Raw genomic sequence first — 18,879 nt, 5'->3', positions numbered from 1 at the left:
TTTTTCTATGTACAATGGGGTATAGGAGTACTCGGATAACCTCGCGCCGAATGGCCGAGCATATCAAAGGGGGATGCCCCATGAAGTATACACCGCTCATAAAAATGGCTCTGCTGACGCTCGGCTGCGCGGCGGCGCTGGCTTCCGTCTCGTGGTTAAGCGAACGAAGCGGAGCGCCCTCGCATACGGCCGCCGTATTCGCAGGGCAGAAGCCGGCCGAATTAACGAACGACAATTTGGTGGACGGTCTGTCCTCGCTGGATCTTCCGGTGCCGATCGGCAAGGTGGATTTGACCGGAGGTATTTTGTCCGTGGACCTTAAAGTCACCGAGGATGATTTCAGCGCCGACCGCATTTACCAAGGGATGGCGGAAATGCTGGCGTTTTCGTTCGAGCGGACGAACAACGTCGACCAGCTGCTGCTGCGGTTGTTTGCCGAAGACCGCTGGCTCGGTGCGAAATATTTGCTGCTCGCCGCCGATGTCCGCCGCAGCGATTGGCGGACGGCCGATTTGGCGGAGCTGCGGCAAACGGGCGACCGTCAGTTGTCCGAGGCCCTGAGGCAGCGTCTAAGGGTGACGGAAACGCAGCTGTGGATGTCGCGTTTCCTCCGCGAACCGGCGGTCCGTTAACCGACAGCCGCTTCCGCCGGCGGCTTGTTTCCCGGCGGGATTACCGCTTCGGCTGGTTGGCGGGATTTAAGCGTCCAACCTCTGTGCGCAGGGAATTAACATGTGATATAATATACAAGATTGCGACATATTTGTAATTTGAAACGTGGTAAGAACAAGCGGCTCGGACGGAGGCAAAGGATGAAACCTTATCGCATAACTGAATTGGCAAAAAAATATGTCTCCTATGACATGATCTCAGCACACACGGCGCTTCCGGAATTCCCGGTGCCCCGTGTTCGTTTGCTTTATGCCTTTTTAAACGACCGGCAGAGCCAGGCGGTGGATGCGGCCGAAACCTGCGCGCTGGCTGCTTTTCTCGTGCAGCTCGGCATGGATACGCACGACCTGATCGATTTGGATGAACGCTCGGGGAAGGAAACCTCCGCCATGCGTTCGCGTCAGCTCAAAGTGCTGGCGGGCGATTATTTCAGCGGCGTGTTTTACGACCTGCTGGCCCAGGCCGGGGAAATCGGCATGGTTTCGTCCATGAGCGCGGCGATCTGCGAGGTGAACCGCCTGAAGGTCGAATTGTACAGCAAACTCAAGCGGAGACTGCTGTCCGCGGAAGAGTATTTGAAAGAATGCGTCCATGTCAAAATGGGGCTTTTTCTTTCTTTCTCCCATCTGCTGGACAAGTCGGCGCAAAATTTATGGCGGCTGCTGCTGACCGAATTGAGCCGCTGTGAAGTGATGCTGGACGAGATGAAATCGAGCGGCGAGCTTCCGAAGGACCGCCAGGGATACGCTTTTTTGCGAATTATGGAGACCGGCGCCGCCGAGGACCTTGAATCGGTTGCCGAGCGGAAGGTCGGGGAGCGGGAATGGTCCCTTCTGCTGGTTAAATACAACGTGAGGGAACAGCTGATGTCCATGCTTCGCCAATCGGTGGACCGGGTGCAGGCGCTGCTTCATGAATGCAAGGTGGAAACGGCGCAAAGCGAGCTGAAAGCGATCCTTGAGCCTTTTATCGCCGCGTCGTCCCCGGCGCGCCGCTCCGTGCAAGAAGGGTAGGTATTATTGATGAGACATATGTCACCCGACTCGAAGGAACAGTACGTACATGAAGTGTTTGAGAACATTGCGCCGAAATACGATATGATGAACGATTTAATCAGCTTCGGGCGCCATAAGGCTTGGCGCAAATTTACGATGGCCAAGATGAACATGCCGCCGGGGGCTGCGGCCATCGATTTGTGCTGTGGCACCTGCGACTGGACGATCAGCATGGCCGAGACGAGCGGGGGGAAGATCACCGGGCTCGATTTCAGCGAACACATGCTGGAATACGGCCGCCGCAAAATTAAAGAGCGCCGTTTGGAGCATACGATTACCCTGGTTCAGGGCAATGCGATGGAGCTGCCGTTTGCCGATGATTCGTTCGACTATGCCACGATCGGCTTCGGCCTCCGCAACGTGCCGGACCTGCGCCAGGTGCTGCGGGAAATGAAACGGGTCGTTAAGCCGGGCGGGATGGTCGTTTGTCTGGAGGCGTCCAAGCCCACCTGGCAGCCGTTTAAGGGCATCTATTATTTTTACTTTCAAAAAGTACTTCCGATGCTGGGCAAGCTGGTAGCCAATCGTTACGAACAGTACAAATGGCTGCCGGAGTCCCTGATGCAATTTCCCGGCCGCGAGGAACTCGCGCAGATTTTCCGGGAGACCGGATTAACGAAGGTCGAAGCGTATCCTTTAACCGGCGGGGTTGCCGCCTTGCATCTTGGAACAAAGGAGACGCATCATGTTTAGAAAACTCGCAATTTTCCTGCAAATGATCAAATTCGAACATACGGTATTCGCGTTGCCTTTCGCCTTTATGGGCGCGCTGCTCGGGTCCCAGACGATGAACAACCATCTTCCGTCCTGGTCCCAGATCGGCTGGGTGCTGCTGGCGATGTTCGGGGCCCGGAGCGCGGCGATGGGGCTGAACCGGCTGATCGACAGGGTCAGCGACGCCAAAAACCCGCGCACGAAAAATCGGGCCATCCCCGCGGGGCTCTTGAAAATCGGGGAAGTGGTCGTCTTCGTCATCATTTCGTTCGCGCTGCTGTTCTGGGCCGCCGCGGAGCTTAATCCGCTGGCTTTGAAGCTGCTGCCGATCGCGGTCTTTATGCTCGTGTTCTACTCCTTCACCAAACGTTTCACCTGGCTCTGCCACATCGTGCTTGGCCTGACGATCGCGCTTGCGCCGCTCGGCGGCTGGGCGGCCGTGACCGGCACGGTGAACTGGGCGGCTATGGTATTTTTTGTGACGATTACGTTTTGGATCGCCGGATTTGATGTCATTTACGCTTGCCAAGACGTCGAGTTCGACATCAAGGAAGGGCTGCATTCGATCCCGGTTCGCTTCGGCGTCGCCAAGTCGCTGAAAATCGCTCAAGCCTTCCATATCATCACGGCGCTTGGCTTTATCGCCCTGCTGCTCATGACCGATCTCGGCTGGTGGTATATCGCGGGCATGATCATCGCTTATTTAATTTTGTTCTACGAACACCATATCGTGTCGCCGGGCGATCTCAGCCGGCTGCAAACCGCTTTTTTTACGATGAACGGCGTGCTGAGCATCGTGGTCTTTTCCTTTACTTTGATTGATTTGGTGGTGCGGCATTACTGATGGACAAACAAAAGGCTATCGTCGTCGGGATCACGGGGGCCAGCGGCTCGATATATGGCGTCAAGCTGATCGAAACGCTGCTGGAGATGGAATTTACGGTGCACCTGGTCGTTTCAGGGGCGGGCTGGCGCGTGCTGAAGGAGGAGCTCGGCTGGAAAACGTCCAGCCGGGAGGAAACGCTGCAGGGGCAGTTCGGGCATTTGCCCGGCAAGCTCGTGCACCACAACGTGGCCGACATCGGCGCGTCGATCGCCAGCGGCTCCTTTCTTACTTACGGCATGATTGTGATGCCTTGCTCGATGGGGACGCTCTCGTCGATCGCCAGCGGCGCATCCGATAATTTAATGGCCCGGGCCGCGGACGTTATGCTGAAGGAAGGCCGGCCGCTCGTGCTCGTACCGCGCGAAACGCCGCTCCATGCGATCCATCTGGAAAATATGCTCAAGCTGGCCAGGTTGGGTGTGCGCATCATCCCGGCGATGCCGGCGTTTTATTTTGGACCGCAAACGATCGACGATTTGGTTAAATTTTTGGTTGGCAAAGTACTGGATAATTTGGGCATTGAGCATGCCTTGTTCAAAAGATGGGGGGATGACCATGTACAACCAGGAGAATAACGACATCCTCATCGGAAAAATCAAATACAGCAACGTATGGCCCGTGTTTCATCATTTCGACGTTTCGCGCCTGCCGCAAAGCAGCCGCCTGGTCACCGAGGTGCCTTCGGCGCTGAACCGCAAAATGCTGAGCGGCGCGCTGGATATATCCCCGGTGTCTTCTTTTGCCTTTGGTTACGGTGCGGAACGGTTTTTGCTGCTTCCCGATCTTTCCGTCAGCTCGGACGGCCCGGTCAAATCGATTTTGCTGTTTTCGCGTAAGCCCCCGGAACAGATCGCGGGCGGAACAATCGCGCTGACAAATACGTCGGCGACTTCGGTCAACCTGCTTAAGATCATTATGGAAAAAGCTTACGGCGGGCGTCCGACCTATTGGGACAGCGAGCCCGTTCTTGATGACATGATGGAGGGGAGCGACGCCGCCCTGCTGATCGGAGACCATGCCATCGAGGCTTCCTGGCGGGACCACGGTTATATCGTGACCGATTTAGGGGAAGTCTGGAAAAAATGGACCGGTTACGGAATGACCTTTGCGGTATGGGCCGTGCAAAAGACGTTTGCGGAAGCGAACGGCGAATATCTGGCTGCGGTGTGCGAGGCGTTTGAGGAGAGCAAACGGAAAAGCCTGGGCGATTTGACGCCGCTCGCCGAGCGGGCCTGCCGCGAAATCGGCGGAACGCCGGAGTACTGGACCCGGTATTTCGGCAGCCATATCCGTTATGATTTCAGCGAACATCGCCGGACCGGCCTGGCTTTATATTTTCGGTACGCCTACGAAATGGGTCTGCTTGATCATCAGGTGGAAATAGAGATATGGAGTGACAATTCGTTGACGCGGGTGAAGAAATGAAGATGTTGGATATTTTCGGCGCACTCAAAAAGGATATGGATTTTATCGAGCAGCAGCTGTACCGGAGCATCGACGGCGATGACGGCATCCTGAGCGAAACGTCCCTGCATCTGCTGAAGGCGGGAGGGAAGCGGCTGCGGCCGGTGTTCGTCCTGCTCGGCGGCAAGTTCGGCGACTACGATTTGCAGCGGCTGCAATATATCGCCGTTCCGCTGGAGCTGATCCACTCCGCATCGCTCGTTCATGACGATGTGATCGACGATGCCGAAACCCGGCGCGGGAAGCCGACCGTCAAGTCGAAATGGGACAATCGGATCGCGATGTATACCGGAGATTATATTTACGCCAAAGCGCTGATGCAGGTAACGCAGCTGGGCAACCCGTACATACACCGGACATTGGCCAAAGCGATGGTGCAGATGTCGATCGGGGAAATGGAGCAAATCCGCGATTTCTTCAACACCGAGCAAAGCGTCCGCGATTATTTGCTGCGCATCCGCCGCAAAACCGCGCTGCTGATCGCCATCAGCTGCCAGCTTGGCGCGATGGCGGCCGAGGCCCCGTCCAAAGTGAACTTATTGCTTTATCGTTATGGTTACAATGTCGGAATGGCTTTTCAAATCCGCGATGATCTGCTCGATCTGTTCGGCACGGAAAAAGTGATCGGCAAACCGCCCGGCAGCGATATGCGGCAAGGAAACATCACGCTTCCGGTCCTTTACGCCCTGCAGGAGCCGGAGCTTCGGGAACCGCTGCTGCGGGAAATCCGCGGCATTCAGGCGGGGGACGGCAGCGGGGACGTGTCCCGGGCGATCGAAATGATCCGGACGAGTCGGGGAATCCACCAGGCCGAGGAGCTTGCGGACCGCTTCATCCGGAAAGCGCTGGACGCGTTAAGCGGCCTTCCGGACAGTAAATCCCGGACTCATTTGCAGGATATTGCGCACTTTGTCAATAAACGCTCCTACTAGGGGAGTTCTCGGTGCTAGAAACCTGACTTTTTGAACACGAATTATTTAGCTTTACGCTTTACGGGTTTCGCTTTTTTTTGGTAAAATGCAGGTGAAACCGCCTTCTTCGAGGCGATGTTCATTACGACGATGCGATTATTTGGGAGGGAACCCATGGAACGAACGTTTTTGATGGTTAAGCCGGACGGGGTACAACGAGGTCTGGTCGGCCGGATCATTAGCCGGTTTGAGGATAAGGGCTTTCAGATGATCGCCGGCAAGCTGGTGCAAGCATCCGAAGCCCAAGCCAAAAAGCATTACGCGGAGCACGAGGGAAAGCCTTTTTTTGATGAACTGGTCGGCTTCATTACGTCCGGGCCGGTCTTTGCCATGGTGTGGGAGGGCGACGATATTATCGCATTATCCCGGATGGTGATCGGCAAGACGAAAGTGACGGAGGCGCTCCCCGGCACGATTCGCGGCGATTTTGCCGCCCATACGCCATTTAACCTGATCCATGGTTCCGACGGACCGGCAAGCGCGGAACGCGAGATCGCCAATTTTTTCGCCCCGCAAGAACTCATTAACTATTCGAGAAGTGTAAGCCAATGGATATGAACCGGATCATCCCTGATTTTGATCGGGCAGACAACGCAGAAACGGCACCGGATCCGGATTACCTGGGCTTTATTCAAAGCATCAAGAAGAGCACGGGCATCGATCTGGCCCAGTACAAGGAAGCGCAAATGAAGCGCCGTTTGACTACGCTCCGCAACAAAAACGGTTTTCAAACGTTCGCTGATTTTTATGCGGCGATGATGGGCAACAAGGCGCTTTTTTACGAATTTCTCGACAAGATGACGATCAACGTCTCGGAGTTCTGGCGTAATCCGAACCGCTGGGAAGTGCTGCGGGACAAGATTTTGCCCGAGCTCTCCAAGGACGGAGGCAAGCTCCGGGTGTGGAGCGCCGCCTGTTCCACGGGGGAAGAACCGTATACGCTGACGATGATATTGGCGGATTTGGGCCTGCTGCCCCGCACCTACCTGCTGGCTTCGGACATCGACGACGGGGCGTTGGCCAAAGCGCAGGAGGGGCTGTATCTGGAACGTTCGCTCAAGGATGTGCCCAAGGACGTAGCGCAGCGTTATTTTTCGCCGGAAGGTGCGCTGTACCGGTTTGACGCCAAACTGAAGAAAGCTGTGACGTTCAAGAAGCAAAACCTGCTGCTGGACCGGTTTGAGGAAGGTTTTGACCTCATCGTCTGCCGGAACGTGATGATTTATTTCACGGAGGAGGCCAAACAGAGCCTTTACCATAAGTTTGCCGAAGCGCTCCGCCCGGGCGGCGTTTTGTTCGTCGGCAGCACGGAGCAGATTTTTTCGCCAGGCCAATACGGCTTGGAAGCAACCGAAACGTTCTTTTACCGGAAAAAAGCTTAGATTCCTGACGGATCAAGGTCGATTCGGCTTTTAAGGGTCGAAGCAGATGCTTTCGAAGTGCGTTTTTTCAAAACGCTTTAGGTCGGATGAAGCCAGGGAGTGAGTAGCGGAGCTAAACTTTTTCGTAGAAAACGGCCTCGTAAGCATTGGCTGGTAAATCCTACGTGAGCAACGGAGCGACCGGCTGAATTCAAGATTCGATGCCGAATCTGCTACTGCGAGATACTTCGCCATCAAAAGCCGACTGTATATTCCAGCTTGTATTTTCCAATACTTGTAATCATAAGGTCATTTGGCATTGGAGGACAGGCCATGGACAAAAGAAAAGTGATCGAAGCTTACAGACGGGGATTTTTGACGCCGCAGGAATGCGCCCAGGTGCTGGGCATTGAAGGCTCCCACCTGAAGCGGATGCTTGAGGATTTCCCGGCGGATCCGCGGCGGCCTGCCGCTTTGGACAACCACCCGGCTTCGGGGTAATGTCCGCGAAACACAGGAATAGCGTTAAACTCGCGGTGCGTGAATTTTTAAGGCATAGCCTGCTTTCCCTGAGGAGATCCTCGGGAGATGACAGGTTATGCTTTTTTGCACCTTATAGCCAGAATTTATAATGTTTCTGGTATGGTAGAGGGCGATGCGCAGGTAGAGAGGGGGAGAAGAAGATGAATCAGGGGGCTAAGGGACACCAGAGCCGTTATTTTCGAAAAAACGGGAGTTTGCAAAATGTAACGGACACAGAAGACCTTATTTCCCTCAAATCGTCCTGGATGAACGGATTTAGAGCGAAATAGGGTCGCCTGTGTCCGTTAGGCTGGGAAATACCCGGGAAATGGGCGGATAAGGTCGCTGGAGTCCGTTAGAGCAACGTCCATGCAAAGTAAAAGTAAGAGCCATTAAAGGACGCCTACAGGCGTTTTTCTTGCTGCGGAAAAAGTGGCTCGGATAACTATGGGGTGCCCGCAAAAATAGCGGAACTTTATGGTCTTATTATCCGGATATGCGCATGTTCATCACCGTTAGCGGAATTTTTTGTCCTTATTTTCCTTGAATGGTGCAGACCGTCGGCATATCGCTAACGATTTGAGAAATTAGGGACATCATTTTCCGCTAATTGTCTTGGAATGGGGGATATCGCCGGAATAGCGCCTTTTTTTGTCCTTATGTTTACGCTGGGATTACTTCAGTCACCATCGTTTTTTCATGTCTCGTCCGCTAATGAAGAGGCGGAAATAAACAAGAAATTACCGCAATGTTGAATCACCCGCGTGACATACCCGTTGATAAATATTATAATGAGCAAAGAAATTATCGGATTTTAGTTCTTTACAGTTTAACAGTTTAAAGGGGGAACGCATCATCATGAGTTTACGTTATTTGACCGCCGGGGAGACGCATGGACCCCAGTTGACTGCGATTATCGAGGGGTTGCCGAGCAATCTTCAGCTGGATCCCGATGCGCTCAATATTGAGTTGGCCCGCCGCCAGAAAGGGTACGGCCGCGGCCGGCGGATGCAGATCGAGAAGGATACGGCGCAAATTGTCGGCGGCGTCCGGCACGGGTTTACGACCGGGGCGCCGGTGGCGCTGGTGGTGGAAAACAACGACTGGAAGCATTGGCAAAAAATTATGAACACCTGGCCGATCGAAGGGACGGACGAAGAGAAGCGGAGAGTGCACCGGCCCCGTCCCGGACATGCGGATTTGAACGGTGGCTTGAAATACAACCTGAAAGACCTGCGCAATGTGCTGGAACGCTCCAGCGCGCGGGAGACCGCCGTGCGGGTGGCCGTCGGCGCCGTAGCCAAGCAGCTGCTAGAACGCTTCGGCATGCGGATCGCCGGGCATGTCATCCGCATCGGCGAGATCGAAGCGCCGCCGCATAACTTGCCGCTGGAGGAGCTGGCGCGGGTCACCGAAGCGTCGTCGGTCCGCGTAGCCGATCCGGAGACGGAGAAGAAGATGGAGGCCTACATCGACAAAATCAAGGAGGATGGCGACTCCATCGGCGGGATCGTCGAATGCATTGTGGAGGGCGTACCGGTCGGGCTCGGCAGCCATGTGCAATACGACCGCAAGCTGGACGGCCGGATCGCCCAGGCGGTCGTGTCGATCAACGCCTTCAAGGGTGTGGAGATCGGGATCGGCTTCGAAGCCGGAACGATTCCGGGCTCCCAGGTGCATGATGAAATCCTCTACAGCGAGGAGCGCGGATATTACCGGGCGACCAACCGCCTGGGAGGTTTTGAAGGCGGCATGACCAACGGCATGCCGGTCGTGGTGCGCGGCGTGATGAAGCCGATTCCGACGCTTTACAAGCCGCTGCAAAGCGTGGACATCGACACGCGCGAGCCGTTTGCGGCTCAGGTGGAACGCTCCGATGCCTGCGCCGTTCCGGCGGCCAGCGTGGTGCTGGAGCATGTTGTGGCCTGGGAAATCGCCAAGGCGTTCCTGGAGAAATTCGGCGGCGACTCGATCGAAGAAGTCGAACGGAATTATCAGGGTTACCTGAACCAATTGGAGAGCTACTGATGAGAACGCTGCAGGTCGATTTGGGAGAACGCTCGTATCCGATCTACATCGGCGGCGGTTTGCTGGGGAAAGCGGGAGAGTATTTCGAGAAACATCAGTTGTCCAAAAAAAGCCCGGTGCTGCTCGTAACCGATGAACATGTGGCTCCGCTATATTTGCAGACGGTGGAATCCTCGCTGCAGGCGAGCGGCTACACGACGGTGAGCAAAGTGGTGAAAGCCGGGGAAAAATCGAAATCGCTGGACGTATACGAGGACGTCATGACGACGGCGATCGAAGGCGGTCTGGACCGCCGCTCGGCCGTAGTGGCCCTCGGCGGCGGCGTCGTCGGCGATTTGGCCGGCTTCGTGGCGGCCAGCTACATGCGCGGCGTGCCGTTCGTGCAGATGCCGACGACGATTCTGGCGCATGACAGCAGCGTAGGCGGCAAAGTGGCCGTCAACCACCGGCTGGCCAAAAACATGATCGGCGCCTTCCATCAGCCGGAAATGGTGCTTTACGACGTGGACAGCCTGCAAAGCTTGCCGCCCCGGGACGTGCGCGCCGGCTTGTCGGAGATGGTGAAGCACGGTTTGATTTGGGACGCCGAGTTCGCCGCCTGGTGCCGCGAGCACGCGTCCGAGCTGCTGGCGCTTGATCCGGAGGCGCTTGGCTATGGGCTGACGCAGGGCTGCGCCATCAAGGCAAAGGTCGTGTCCGTGGACGAACGGGAGCAGGGCCTCAGGGCGATCCTGAATTTAGGGCATACGCTGGGCCATGCGATCGAGGCCATCGGCGGGTACGGCGAATTTTTGCACGGAGAAGCGATTTCGATCGGGATGGCGGCGGCCGCGAAGCTTGCGGTGAACCGGGGCCGGGATGCTGCCCTGTATCAAGAAACCGCCGCTTTGCTGAAGCGCTTTGAGCTGCCGATGGCGATGCCGCGCCATTTGGACGAGAAGAAGCTGATCGGGGCGATGATGCACGACAAGAAGTTTAAGGAACAGCAGCTGGTGTTTATTTTGCCCGTCGCCATCGGCAAGGTGGAAATCGTCAGCGATGTGGCGCTGGACGAGGTGCGGCGGGTCATCGCGGAATTGAAAGAGGAGGGACCCGATGTATAATCGAGGAATTCGCGGGGCGACAACCGTGACCCGCAACGAAGAGCAGGATATTTTGCAGGCGACGGCCGAATTGCTGAAAGATATCGTGAACCGGAACGAAATCGTACCCGAGGATATCGCCAGCGTCTGGATTACGGTAACCCCGGACCTGGACGCGACTTTTCCGGCCCGGGCCATCCGCGGCTTGAGCGGCTGGGATATGGTACCGCTGATGTGTTCGACCGAAATTCCGGTGAAAGGCGGTCTGCCAAAATGCATCCGCCTGTTGCTTCACGTGAACACAACCAAAGGGCAGCGGGAAATGAAACACGTTTATTTGAACGAAGCGAAAAGCCTGCGTCCGGATTTGAGCACGTCCAATTCTTAATCCCTGCCGGCTGCCCAAAAACCGGTGTTGCCAAACGGGCGCAAGATAAGGTATAGTAAATTTAAGATTTTTCATGAGCGAGTTTTGAATGTTTAGATCGTTTATAGCCGAGTAGAGTATAGATGAGATGAGTCGAGTTTAGTTGAGTGATAGCCAATGCTCACCATAAGCGGTCACGTACGTTATAGTTTGCCGTCTATCAAACAGGAGAAGGAACGCAGATGGATGACCGTCCATTTCGTTTGGAACCCGTGTTTTGATTGCACCCGGCAGCCTCTAACATTTGCGGCGTGGCGTACTTGGGCGGAGTGGCTTTTCCTAAACCGCAAATCCTACAACCTCTACTTCGGTAGAGGTTTTTTTATTTGGTTTTTTTAAATCCCGATAAGGAAGTGAGAGACATGGCAACCCCGCAAGTAGAACAGGTCATTGCTTTGGCTAAAGATTACAATCTGATCCCGATTACCCGGACGCTGCTCGCCGATTTGGAGACGCCGATCCGGATTTTCCGCCGCGTCGCCCAGCGGGAGCGGGCATTTTTGCTGGAGAGCGTGGAGGGCGGGAGCCAGTGGGCGCGTTATTCCTTTATCGGCACCGACCCGTTTCTGACGATTGCGGCGAAAAAAGGAGAAGTGGTGCTGGAGCGTGCGGACGGCAAAGAAACGCTGCGTTCGGGGAAACCGCTCGATGAGCTGAAAGCGATCCTGCGGGGTTACCACAGTCCGAAGCTTCCGGAAATGCCGCCGTTTACCGGCGGGGCGATCGGTTTTTTCGGCTATGACCTGCTGCAGTATTATGAAAAGCTGCCCGCCCACCGGGTGGACGATCTGAGTATGGACGATATGCAGTTTATGTTCTGCGATCAAGTGATTGTGTTCGACCACGTCAAGCAGCGGATCCTGCTGGTCGCCAACGTGCACGTCAAGGAAGGCGACCGCGACGAGGATATCCGGCGGTCCTACGAACTGGCGGAGCGGAAGCTGGACGAAGCGGCCGACCTGCTGCACCAGGAGGGGCCGAGCGAAAGCTTCAACCGCCGGCCGATGCCGGTCGTCACCGATTTGGGCGATGTCCGCTCCAACCTCACGAAGGAGCAGTTTATTGCCAATGTGGAGAAGGGGAAGGAATACATCCGCGCCGGGGATATTTTTCAAGTGGTGCTGTCGCAGCGGTTCCATATCGAAACCGAGGTTGATCCGCTGCATGTGTACCGGGTGCTGCGTACGCTGAACCCTTCCCCGTATATGTACTACCTCAAGCTGGACGACGAGATCATCGTCGGTACATCGCCGGAGGCGCTGGTGAAGGTGGACAACGGGCGGGTCGAGACGCGGCCAATCGCCGGCACCCGGCCGCGCGGGGCGACAGAGGAGGCCGACCTCGCGTTGGAAGCGGAGTTGCTGGCCGACGAAAAAGAGCGCGCCGAGCATCTGATGCTGGTCGACCTGGGCCGCAACGATTTGGGCCGGGTTTCGGAATTCGGCAGCGTCAAATGCGAGTCGTACATGGAAATCGAACGGTATTCGCACGTGATGCACATGGTCTCGAAAGTTTCCGGTGAGCTGCGCGGCGACAAGGATTTTTTCGACGCTTTTCTGTCCTGCCTGCCGGCCGGAACCGTATCAGGTGCTCCGAAGCTGCGGGCGATGGAGATCATCGCCGAGCTGGAGAACGAAGCCCGGGGCACCTATGCGGGAGCGATCGGGTATCTCGGATTTTCCGGCAACATGGATTCGTGCATCACGATCCGGACGATCGTATTCAAGCATGGGAAAGCTTACGTGCAGGCCGGCGGCGGGATCGTCTGGGATTCCGTACCGGAAAACGAATATCAAGAGTCGGTGAATAAAGCCAAAGCACTGCTGACGGCGATCCGCACGGCGGAGCAGATGTTTCCGCCCGCGGCCAAGGACGGCGATGTGCTGAACCAAGACTATTTATACGAATATATCCCGGGAAAATAAAGAAAGGAGCGAATGGCTATGGCAGGACAGCAAGCGGTGCAGGATGGGATCAACCGCCTGATTCAAGGACAAAATTTGGGACGGGAGGAAGCGCGCGGCGTTATGCAGGCGATCATGAACGGCGAGTCGACGCCGGCGCAAATCGGCGGATTGCTGACGGCGCTGCGCATCAAAGGCGAGACGGTCGAGGAGATCACCGGTTTTGCGGAAGCGATGCGCGGGGCGTCGAGCCGCATTGTGACGGAAACGAGCCGGCTGCTTGATACTTGCGGAACCGGCGGATCGGGCATCCATAAAATCAACATCTCGACGACGGCGGCGATCGTGGCCGCGTCGGAGTCGGTGCGGGTGGCAAAGCACGGCAACCGTTCGGCCTCGGGCCGATCGGGCAGCGCCGACGTGCTGGAAGCGCTGGGCGTTAACATTCAGCTTGATGCTGAGCAGGCCAAGCGGTGCCTGGACGAAATCGGCCTCTGCTTTATGTTCTCGCAGCTTTATCATCCTTCGATGAAGCATGCGGCCGGCCCGCGCAAAGAGCTCGGCATCCGGACCGTGTTCAATATGCTCGGGCCGCTGACCAATCCGGCCGGCGCGGATCGCCAGGTGCTCGGCATTTACGACCGCACGAAAACGGAAACGATCGCCGTGGTGCTGCGCGAGCTGGGCTCCAAGCGGGCGCTGGTCGTCAGCAGCGAGGAAGGGCTGGACGAAATCAGCCTCTCGTCGGCAACGCGGGTATCCGAGCTTAAGGACGGCGCCGTGACGACGTACGAATTGCAGCCGGAGGATTTGGGGCTTGGCAAGTATCCGCTCGGCGAAATGATCGGCGGCGATCCGCAAACGAACGCGGCGATTGTGGAACGCGTGCTAAGCGGAGAAAAAGGCGCCTACCGGGATATCGTGCTGGCGAATGCCGGCGCTTGCATTTACGTCGCCGGGCTGGCGGACAGCATCCGCGAAGGCGTCGCCGTCGCCGCGGCGGCGATCGATTCGGGCAAGGCGCACGGCAAACTGGAGCAGCTAATTCGGACAACGGGGGAATTAAGTTATGTATCTTGAGCGGATTGTGGAGACCAAAAAAAGCGAAGTCGAGCAGTTGGCCGCCGTTTTTTCGCTGGCCGGCGCCGAGCGGCGCATCGCGGAGATGGCGCCGGCGCGGGGCTTTCACCGCGCCCTGGCTTCCGGACGCAGGCGGGAAATGGGCTTGATCTCCGAAGTGAAAAAGGCTTCGCCGTCCAAAGGCCTGATCCGCCCCGATTTCCATCCGGCGGAGCTGGCGAAAAGCTATGAAGCGGCGGGAACGGACTGCATTTCCGTGTTGACGGACGAGAAGTATTTTCAGGGGAGCGGCGCTTATTTGACCGCCATCCGCGAGGCGGTCAAGGTGCCGCTGCTGCGGAAGGATTTCGTCATCGACGAGCGGCAAATATACGAAGCGCGGCTGCTTGGCGCGGATGCCGTGCTGCTGATCGCGGCCATCCTCAGCGATGCGCAGCTGCGCGATTATCTTAAGACGGCGTCAGCGCTTGGACTCGACGCGCTCGTGGAAGTGCATGACCGCGAGGAAATGGAGCGGGTGCTGGCGTTAGGATCGGCCGGACTCATCGGCATCAACAACCGGAATTTGCGGACGTTTGAGGTGTCCTTGGAGACGACGGCCGCGCTTGCCGAACTGGTACCGCCCGAAGTGACGCTGATCAGCGAAAGCGGAATCCGGACGCAGGAAGACCTTTCGTATTTGGCGGCGAACGGGGCCAAAGGCGTGCTGATCGGCGAAACGTTTATGCGCCAGGCGGATGTAGGGAAGGCTGTTCATGATTTGATGGGGCCTTTGCCGGCAGCGGCAGCGCCCGGGGTTACAGGGGAAAGAAGGGCTTCCCATGAGTGATGCGGCAGCGGTAAAACAGAAGGAAACGGCGGTAAAAATTTGTGGACTTCAAAGCGTTGAAGTGCTAAAATCAATGATGAACTTGCCCGTGGATTACGTCGGATTCGTGTTTGCGCCAAGCAAGCGGCAAATCGACGGCGCCCGGGCAGCGGAGCTTCTCCCGGTGCTCCAGGAGTGGAGCGGGGGGAAACGTCCGCAAAGCGTCGGCGTATTCGTCAATCCCTCGATCGAGGAACTGGAGGACGTGCAGCGGCAGGCGCCGCTCGATATTCTACAACTGCACGGCACGGAAAGTCCGGAGTTTTGCCGGGTGGTCAAGTCGGCTTTTCATGTGAAAGTTTTCAAAGCATTTTCCGTAAAACAAGACGGATCGGTTCATGGCGAACGGTCCTTGGAAGCATATAACGGCATATTGGACGGGATTTTGCTCGATACTTACGACCCGAAATACGGCGGGGGATCGGGTGTGACTTTCAATTGGAACTCCGCTGCCCCATATCAGCGTTGGGCCGAGGCGCAGGGTATTCCTTTTCTCGCCGCCGGCGGGCTGCACCCCGGGAACGTGGGGGATTTGCTCGATGCGCTCTGTCCCGACGGGGTCGACGTTTCGAGCGGGGTGGAGACGGACGGGGTTAAAGATATTGCGAAGGTTGCCGCCTTCGTAGAGAGGGTGAAGCATAACATGAAGCAAGCGCAAGTGCCTGATGAACACGGACGCTTTGGTCCGTTTGGCGGCCGTTATGTGCCGGAAACACTGATGAACGCGCTGATCGAACTGGAAGAGTCCTATTTAAAATATAAAGACGATGCTGAATTTCAGCAGGAGATCGCTTATTTGCTGAAGCAATATTCCGGCCGGGAGACGCCGCTGTATTTCGCGGAGCGCCTGACCGAGCATTTGGGCGGAGCGAAAATTTATTTGAAGCGCGAGGATTTAAACCACACCGGGGCCCATAAAATCAACAACGCGATCGGTCAGGGGATTTTGGCCAAACGGATGGGCAAGAAAAAAGTGATCGCCGAAACCGGCGCCGGGCAGCACGGCGTGGCTACCGCCACCGTCGCCGCCTTGCTCGGTCTGGAGTGCAAGGTGTTTATGGGCGAAGAGGATACGAAACGCCAGCAGCTCAACGTGTTTCGGATGAAGCTGCTGGGCGCCGAGGTCATCCCGGTCATGTCAGGCACGCGGACGTTGAAGGACGCCTGCAATGAGGCGCTGCGCTATTGGGTCAGCAACGTGCACGACACGTTTTACATCCTCGGTTCGGCGACCGGGCCTCATCCGTATCCGATGATGGTGCGCAACTTCCAGCGCATCATCGGCGACGAGACGAGACGGCAAATGCTGGAGTCCGAGGGAAGGCTGCCGGATATGCTGGTGGCCGCGGTCGGGGGCGGAAGCAATGCGATCGGGATGTTTTACCCGTTTATCGAGGACAAGGATGTACGGCTCGTCGGCGTCGAAGCGGCCGGGAAAGGCGTGGATACCGAATTCCACGCGGCTACGATGACCAAGGGAAAAAGAGGCGTGTTCCAGGGCTCGATGAGCTACTTGCTGCAGGATGAATACGGCCAGGTGCAGCCGGCACATTCGATTTCGGCCGGACTGGACTATCCGGGCATCGGGCCGGAGCATTCTTATTTGAAGGATATCGAGCGCGCCAAGTATTTTCCAATCACCGACCGAGAAGCGCTGGAGGCGCTGCAGCTGCTCAGCCGGACGGAAGGCATTATCCCCGCGCTGGAATCGGCGCACGCCGTGGCCCAGGTTGTGAAGATGGCGCCCGGGATGAGCCCGGGTGAGATCGTCGTGATTTGCCTGTCCGGCCGCGGCGACAAGGATGTTGAATCGATTATGGCATACACGGAAGGCGGGGAATCGTTATGAGTACGGCGCTGGTCAATTTGCTGGATGCGACGTTTGCGAAGCTGAAGTCGACGGGAAAAACGGCGCTCATTCCGTTTATTACCGTCGGGGATCCCGATCCGGAAACGACGCTGGACATTCTGGCCGTGCTGGAGCAGGCCGGAGCCGATATCGTCGAGCTGGGCGTGCCTTATTCCGACCCGCTTGCCGACGGTCCGGTCATCCAGCGCGCCTCCGAGCGGGCGCTGGCGCACCAAATTACGGTAGAGACGTGCATTCAAACGGCGGTCAAGGCCAAAGCGCGCGGCATCAGCCTGCCGTTCGTGCTGTTTACGTACTACAATCCCGTTTTGCAGATAGGGCTGCCGCGCTTTTTTGACCTGCTGCAGGAAGCGGGTATCAGCGGCTTGATCATTCCCGATCTGCCGTACGAAGAAGCGGCGGAGGTGCTGGCGTTGGCGGATGCCGCAAATGTCAGGCTGATCCCGCTCGTGGCTCCGACGTCGAGCGGCCGGATCACACAGATTCTGGCCCGCGCCCGCGGGTTCGTGTATTGCGTGTCTTCGCTCGGGGTTACCGGGGAGAGAGCTTCTTTTCACGCCAGTGTCGATGAGTTCATCGCTTCGGTAAAAGCCGAGACCGATCTGCCCGTGGCCGTCGGCTTCGGCATCTCCAACCGGGAGCAAGTCGAGCGGTTTTCGGGCATTTGCGACGGAGCCGTCGTCGGCAGCGCAATCGTGCGCAAGATCGAAGAAACGCTTCCGCTGCTGGGAAGCGAGTCGACCAAGGACCAGGGATTGTTGCAAATTCGCGACTTTGTGGCACAATTGAGGGTATAGTGGTTGTTAGCTCAACTTATATAGCCGGGAGAAAGTTAGCAGAGGGAGGAATAATGCATGTTGCCCAAACCCCAGATCGTGGGTCTGCCGGTATATCAGCCCGGTAAACCGATCGAAGAAGTAAAAAGAGAGCTTGGCCTTGAAGATGTGATCAAGCTGGCTTCGAACGAAAATCCGTTCGGCTGCTCTCCGCGCGTTCGCGCCGCCATTGAGCAGGAGTTTATGAACATCAGCCTGTATCCGGACGGCAGCGCGGCGGAATTGACGGAGGCGGTGGCGGGGCATCTTGGAGTCAAGGGGGAGCAAATTATTTTCGGCTGCGGTTCGGACGAAATTATCGCGCTGATTGCCCGCGCGTTTTTCCTGCCGGGTGACGAAACGGTGATGGCCGACCAGACGTTCAGCGTCTATAAGAGCAACGCCGATATCGAAGGCGCGGTCAGCATCGAGGTGCCGTTAAAGGACGGTACGCATGACCTGGATGCTATGTTCGCCCGCATCGGCACAAAAACGAAGATCGTTTGGGTCTGCAACCCGAACAATCCGACCGGAACGATCGTGCCGCGCGAGCAGCTGGTTTCTTTTTTGGATCGGGTTCCCGGCCATGTGCTCGTCGTCCTGGATGAAGCCTATGCCGAGTATGTAACCGATGTTTCCTATTCCGAAGGAATCGGCCTGCTCGATAAATATCCGAACCTGATCGTACTGCGGACGTTCTCGAAAATTTACGGGCTCGCTTCGCTGCGGATCGGTTACGGTGTCGGCCAGCCGGCCGTGATCAAGCTGATCAACCAGGTGCGCGAGCCGTTCAACACGTCCCGCATCGGGCAGGCGGCGGCCAAAGCGGCCTTGGCCGATCAGGAGTACGTGCAGGGCTGCCGCGAGAAAAACCGCAGCGGGATCCAGTATTTATACGAGCAGTTTGATCGCTTGGGCTTGTCGTATTTTCCGGCTCACGGGAATTTCATCATGGTCGACGTTAAACGCCCGGCCGCGGACATGTTCCAATCGCTGCTAAAGCTCGGCGTTATCATCCGCGCCGGTTTTTCCAAATATCCGAATTCGATTCGGGTTACCGTCGGTTCGGCGGAGCAAAACGCGAAATTTGTAGGTGCTTTGGAGCAGGTGCTGAGCAAGTCGGCCGCAGAGGTATAATTCAATCTTTGGTTCGCATATTC

General features: G+C 56.8%; 19 protein-coding genes and 1 pseudogene. All 20 read left to right on the top strand.

Going from position 1 to position 18,879, the window contains the following annotated elements:
- Window positions 1-80: 80 nt before the first annotated feature.
- The 20 genes and pseudogenes from EHV15_RS28020 to hisC all read left to right on the top strand — a co-directional run bounded on the left by EHV15_RS28020 (window position 81) and on the right by hisC (window position 18,856).
- Window positions 81-632 carry a hypothetical protein gene (locus EHV15_RS28020; RefSeq protein WP_246061808.1) on the top strand — a complete coding sequence of 184 codons (552 nt, stop codon included), beginning with the start codon at window positions 81-83 and terminating at the stop codon, window positions 630-632.
- A 180-nt stretch (window positions 633-812) separates the two neighbouring features.
- A complete protein-coding gene (locus EHV15_RS28015; protein WP_128634128.1) occupies window positions 813-1,685 on the top strand; it encodes a heptaprenyl diphosphate synthase component 1 in 873 nt (290 codons plus the stop codon).
- 9 nt (window positions 1,686-1,694) lie between these two features.
- Entirely contained in the window at window positions 1,695-2,420 is a 726-nt protein-coding gene (locus EHV15_RS28010; protein ID WP_246061993.1) for a demethylmenaquinone methyltransferase, read from the top strand.
- Window positions 2,413-3,285 (top strand): UbiA-like polyprenyltransferase, encoded by an 873-nt coding sequence (locus EHV15_RS28005; RefSeq protein WP_128634127.1) that lies wholly within the window; start codon window positions 2,413-2,415, stop codon window positions 3,283-3,285. Before EHV15_RS28010 ends, EHV15_RS28005 begins: the two co-directional genes overlap by 8 nt.
- Entirely contained in the window at window positions 3,285-3,902 is a 618-nt protein-coding gene (locus EHV15_RS28000; protein ID WP_128634126.1) for a UbiX family flavin prenyltransferase, read from the top strand. Before EHV15_RS28005 ends, EHV15_RS28000 begins: the two co-directional genes overlap by 1 nt.
- Complete coding sequence (locus tag EHV15_RS27995) at window positions 3,883-4,752, top strand: menaquinone biosynthetic enzyme MqnA/MqnD family protein (protein WP_128634125.1); 870 nt, start codon at window positions 3,883-3,885, stop codon at window positions 4,750-4,752. The genes EHV15_RS28000 and EHV15_RS27995 overlap by 20 nt, the downstream gene beginning before the upstream one ends.
- Window positions 4,749-5,723 carry a polyprenyl synthetase family protein gene (locus tag EHV15_RS27990; RefSeq protein WP_128634124.1) on the top strand — a complete coding sequence of 325 codons (975 nt, stop codon included), beginning with the start codon at window positions 4,749-4,751 and terminating at the stop codon, window positions 5,721-5,723. The genes EHV15_RS27995 and EHV15_RS27990 overlap by 4 nt, the downstream gene beginning before the upstream one ends.
- Before the next feature lie 153 nt (window positions 5,724-5,876).
- A complete protein-coding gene (gene ndk / locus EHV15_RS27985) occupies window positions 5,877-6,320 on the top strand; it encodes a nucleoside-diphosphate kinase (RefSeq protein ID WP_128634123.1) in 444 nt (147 codons plus the stop codon).
- Entirely contained in the window at window positions 6,311-7,144 is an 834-nt protein-coding gene (locus EHV15_RS27980) for a CheR family methyltransferase (RefSeq protein WP_128634122.1), read from the top strand. Before ndk ends, EHV15_RS27980 begins: the two co-directional genes overlap by 10 nt.
- A 312-nt stretch (window positions 7,145-7,456) precedes the next feature.
- Window positions 7,457-7,624, top strand: a complete 168-nt coding sequence (locus tag EHV15_RS36705) for a hypothetical protein (RefSeq protein WP_178075983.1) — start codon at window positions 7,457-7,459, stop codon at window positions 7,622-7,624.
- An 879-nt stretch (window positions 7,625-8,503) separates the two neighbouring features.
- Window positions 8,504-9,673: a chorismate synthase gene (aroC, locus tag EHV15_RS27975; RefSeq protein WP_128634121.1), complete on the top strand. Its 1,170-nt coding sequence runs from the start codon at window positions 8,504-8,506 to the stop codon at window positions 9,671-9,673.
- Complete coding sequence (gene aroB / locus EHV15_RS27970) at window positions 9,673-10,776, top strand: 3-dehydroquinate synthase (protein ID WP_128634120.1); 1,104 nt, start codon at window positions 9,673-9,675, stop codon at window positions 10,774-10,776. Before aroC ends, aroB begins: the two co-directional genes overlap by 1 nt.
- Entirely contained in the window at window positions 10,769-11,143 is a 375-nt protein-coding gene (gene aroH, locus EHV15_RS27965; protein WP_128634119.1) for a chorismate mutase, read from the top strand. The genes aroB and aroH overlap by 8 nt, the downstream gene beginning before the upstream one ends.
- Window positions 11,144-11,544: 401 nt before the next feature.
- Entirely contained in the window at window positions 11,545-13,107 is a 1,563-nt protein-coding gene (trpE, locus tag EHV15_RS27960) for an anthranilate synthase component I (protein WP_128634118.1), read from the top strand.
- An 18-nt stretch (window positions 13,108-13,125) separates the two neighbouring features.
- Window positions 13,126-14,166, top strand: coding sequence for an anthranilate phosphoribosyltransferase (gene trpD, locus EHV15_RS27955; protein WP_128634117.1), 1,041 nt, complete (start codon window positions 13,126-13,128; stop codon window positions 14,164-14,166).
- Entirely contained in the window at window positions 14,156-14,995 is an 840-nt protein-coding gene (gene trpC / locus EHV15_RS27950; protein WP_128634116.1) for an indole-3-glycerol phosphate synthase TrpC, read from the top strand. Before trpD ends, trpC begins: the two co-directional genes overlap by 11 nt.
- Window positions 14,988-15,650 (top strand): annotated as a pseudogene (locus EHV15_RS37655) (phosphoribosylanthranilate isomerase); the annotation flags it as partial. The gene trpC and the pseudogene EHV15_RS37655, both read left to right, overlap by 8 nt.
- A gap of 27 nt (window positions 15,651-15,677) precedes the next feature.
- Window positions 15,678-16,883, top strand: coding sequence for a tryptophan synthase subunit beta (gene trpB, locus EHV15_RS37650; protein WP_246061992.1), 1,206 nt, complete (start codon window positions 15,678-15,680; stop codon window positions 16,881-16,883).
- Window positions 16,880-17,701 (top strand): tryptophan synthase subunit alpha, encoded by an 822-nt coding sequence (gene trpA, locus EHV15_RS27940; protein WP_128634114.1) that lies wholly within the window; start codon window positions 16,880-16,882, stop codon window positions 17,699-17,701. Before trpB ends, trpA begins: the two co-directional genes overlap by 4 nt.
- Before the next feature lie 57 nt (window positions 17,702-17,758).
- Complete coding sequence (gene hisC, locus EHV15_RS27935) at window positions 17,759-18,856, top strand: histidinol-phosphate transaminase (RefSeq protein ID WP_128634113.1); 1,098 nt, start codon at window positions 17,759-17,761, stop codon at window positions 18,854-18,856.
- The last annotated feature ends 23 nt before the right edge of the window (window positions 18,857-18,879 follow it).

This window comes from Paenibacillus oralis, from assembly GCF_003863965.1.
GTDB classification, from domain to species: Bacteria; Bacillota; Bacilli; order Paenibacillales; family Paenibacillaceae; genus Fontibacillus; species Fontibacillus oralis.
Note: the sequence above shows the minus strand (reverse complement) of the source record. Positions and strands in the feature narration are given on the sequence as shown.